We start from the raw sequence: 3054 nt of genomic DNA on the forward strand, positions 1-3054 counted from the left end.
TTTCGGTAACTGCCCGGCTAACGGTTTGGTAACTGAACAACCTCAATATTCCGTTGCCGTTTGCATTTTCTCCACTTGGCAGAATGCTGAAACAAAGCTCATTTCAAACGGTTTACGTTTTATCTTTACCTGTCCGCTTTTCCTTGCACAGCCTATCACTTTCCATACAAGACGTCATACATTTGGAACACTGGCTCTTAGCAAGGGGATGCCCATTGAAAGCGTGAGCCGTGTTCTGGGACACACGAACATTGTCACGACTCAAATCTATGCGAAGATAACCACACAGAAACTTGACAATGACCTTACGATGTTCGGCAACAAGCTGAACGCATCGTTCGGAAGTGTAACCCCATAACCAAGCATAGCCATGAAACGAAGCATCATCACAACGGACGGTAACGGAAACATCATCATGCCGACCGATATAGGCGCAACCGCCATGAGCGAATGGGAACTTTGCGACCTGTTTGGAGTAACCGCCCCGACATTCCGTGCTGGGGTAAAGGCTCTTTGCAAGAGCGGAGTTTTAAGGGAATACGGGACAAGGCGAAGCATACGGGTATCCGATAATTGCTGTATGGAGGTTTACAACCTTGAAGCGATAGTTGCCCTCGCTTTCCATATCGGCACATTCGGAGCGGAAAGGGTACGCAATGCCGTTCTTGAAAGACTGTACCTGCGAAAAGAGAAAACAAGCATCTTCTTCTCGCTGAATACCAACAGTATATCCAAATCCGAATACTTCTCGTAGCTGAATGACTGACGTAATTCACTCGGTAAGTCAGTAATTCATTAAGTCAGTACGACAGAACGACAGACGCTCTGGTTTTTTCTCCCGAAAAGCGTAATCCGACATTCGCTTTTTGGGAGTTTTTCCGTTTGCACAACCTGTTTCCAGCCCCAAGCCATCGAAAGTTTTTGTTTCGGGGGCTATTTGTCACCATTCTGCCGTGTTTTGCATAACAACCTATCCGATAATTGATTATATTTTTGTAGCTGGTAATTTTCAAACTTAAAACCATTTGATTATGTCAGCTATCGAACAACAGGACAGCCACAGACCACCATCGGATGGCGGCATGGCAAAGGAAGAATTTATCCGTGTCGGGACAACGCTCTACAAGATTGTGGAGCAACCGAGACTGAACGGAGGGTATGTGAAGAAACGCATCGCATGGAACAACGAGACCCTGCGACAGGATTACGGCAAGGATTACATCGGCAGCGTTCCCAAGTATGACGGCTTTTGCACAGTACCCGAACACATCGGCTACCGTTCCGTGGTCGGCAAGTTCCTTAACCTCTACGAACCGATAGACCATGTACCCCGACAAGGGGATTTCCCCTCTATCCGTTCATTGCTGCATCACATCTTCGGGGAACAATACGAGTTGGGGATGGACTATCTGCAACTGCTCTACCTGCAACCGATTCAGAAGTTGCCTATCCTGCTGTTGGTGTCGGAAGAACGCAACACGGGCAAAAGCACCTTCCTGAACTTTCTGAAAGCCCTTTTTCAGAACAATGTGACTTTCAACACCAACGAGGATTTCCGCAGCCAGTTCAATTCCGATTGGGCTGGCAAGCTCCTTATCGTGGTGGATGAGGTGTTACTCAACCGCAGGGAGGACAGCGAACGGTTGAAAAATCTTAGCACTACCTTATCCTATAAGGTGGAAGCCAAAGGCAAAGACCGTGACGAGATTGCGTTCTTCGCCAAATTCGTGTTGTGTTCCAACAACGAGTATCTGCCCGTAATCATAGACGCAGGAGAAACACGCTATTGGGTGCGCAAGATAGACCGCTTGCAGTCCGATGATACCGACTTCCTGCAAAAGCTGAAAGCGGAGATACCTGCCTTTCTCCATTTCCTGCAACACAGAAAACTGTCCACCGAAAAGGAAAGCCGGATGTGGTTCAACCCCACATTGCTGCATACAGAAGCCTTGCAGAAGATTATCCGCAGCAACCGCAACCGATTGGAGATAGAGATGCTCGAACTTGTCCTTGACATCATGGACAGTGTCGGCACGGATACATTCTCTTTCTGTTACAGCGACATTCTTCTTTTGCTGGTACACTCACAGGTAAAGGTGGAGAAACACCAAGTCCGAAAAGTGTTGCAGGAATGTTGGAAACTGACCCCTGCGCCAAACGGACTGACTTATACCACCTACCAGTTCAACTGCAATCGGGAGTGTCGGTATGAGCCGATAAGGAGAGTGGGACGCTTCTACACCGTCACAAGGGAGCAACTTGAATCCCTGTAATATTATCATTTTTCTGTTGAATTGTTGAATATGGGTATAAATACACTGACAATAAACGATATACATTCTCAACAAAATCTCAACAAGCCAAAAGAGAAGTTGAGAGACCACCGACACCCGTTTGTTGATTTCTCTTTTGGCGAGTGGTTTGTTGAGAAGATGTTGAGAGGTTACGAGGCTGTATATAAATATATTACATTGACAATTTATCAAATCAACAAATTTTCATCAACTTCAAAACCGTATGTAATATGACAATCCAAGATGTAAAGCAAATCAAACTGGCAGACTATCTGCAAAGTCTGGGCTATACGCCTGTAAAGCAACAAGGCAAGAACCTGTGGTATAAATCACCGCTACGGGAAGAAACGGACGCATCGTTCAAGGTAAACACCGAGCTTGAAAAATGGTACGACTTCGGCATCGGTAAAGGCGGAAACATCCTCGCATTGGCAGCGGAACTCTACCGTTCGGAAGATGTAGCCTATCTGCTGAAACGCATAGAGGAGCGGACAGCATACATCCGCCCTGCATCGTTCTCTTTTGGCAGACAGCATTCCGACAATCGGACTTATCAGGGATTAAAGGTTGGAGAATTGTCTTCCCCTGCACTTATCGCCTATCTGCAAGAAAGGGGAATAAACATCGGACTTGCCAAAAGAGAATGCAAGGAGCTTCGGTTTATGAATGCCGACAAACCCTATTTTGCCATCGGCTTTCCGAACATGGCAGGAGGATATGAAGTGCGCAACAGATACTTCAAGGGATGTGTCGCCCCGAA

Annotated in this window: 4 protein-coding genes; all 4 read left to right on the plus strand. The window is 46.7% G+C overall.

The window, feature by feature from the left end:
• Positions 1 to 358 (plus strand): tyrosine-type recombinase/integrase (locus tag D7V92_RS22565; RefSeq protein ID WP_233572893.1); only part of this gene is annotated, 358 nt, incomplete at its 5' end.
• A gap of 12 nt (positions 359 to 370) precedes the next feature.
• Positions 371 to 754 (plus strand): hypothetical protein, encoded by a 384-nt coding sequence (locus D7V92_RS21655; protein ID WP_121773776.1) that lies wholly within the window; start codon positions 371 to 373, stop codon positions 752 to 754.
• 277 nt (positions 755 to 1031) lie between these two features.
• Positions 1032 to 2273 (plus strand): primase-helicase family protein, encoded by a 1242-nt coding sequence (locus tag D7V92_RS21660; RefSeq protein ID WP_121773777.1) that lies wholly within the window; start codon positions 1032 to 1034, stop codon positions 2271 to 2273.
• A gap of 251 nt (positions 2274 to 2524) precedes the next feature.
• The coding region (locus D7V92_RS21670) for a CHC2 zinc finger domain-containing protein (protein ID WP_370036707.1) at positions 2525 to 3054 on the plus strand (530 nt) is incomplete at its 3' end.

Origin of the sequence: Parabacteroides sp. CH2-D42-20, from assembly GCF_003670185.1 — a bacterium.
Taxonomy (GTDB): Bacteria; Bacteroidota; Bacteroidia; order Bacteroidales; family Tannerellaceae; genus Parabacteroides; species Parabacteroides distasonis.

What these genes read in the sequence shown, in the direction of transcription:
- D7V92_RS21655 (WP_121773776.1), top strand. Translation starts at nt 371, where the DNA reads ATGAAACGAAGCATCATCACAACGGACGGTAACGGAAACATCATCATG.
- D7V92_RS21660 (WP_121773777.1), top strand. Translation starts at nt 1,032, where the DNA reads ATGTCAGCTATCGAACAACAGGACAGCCACAGACCACCATCGGATGGC.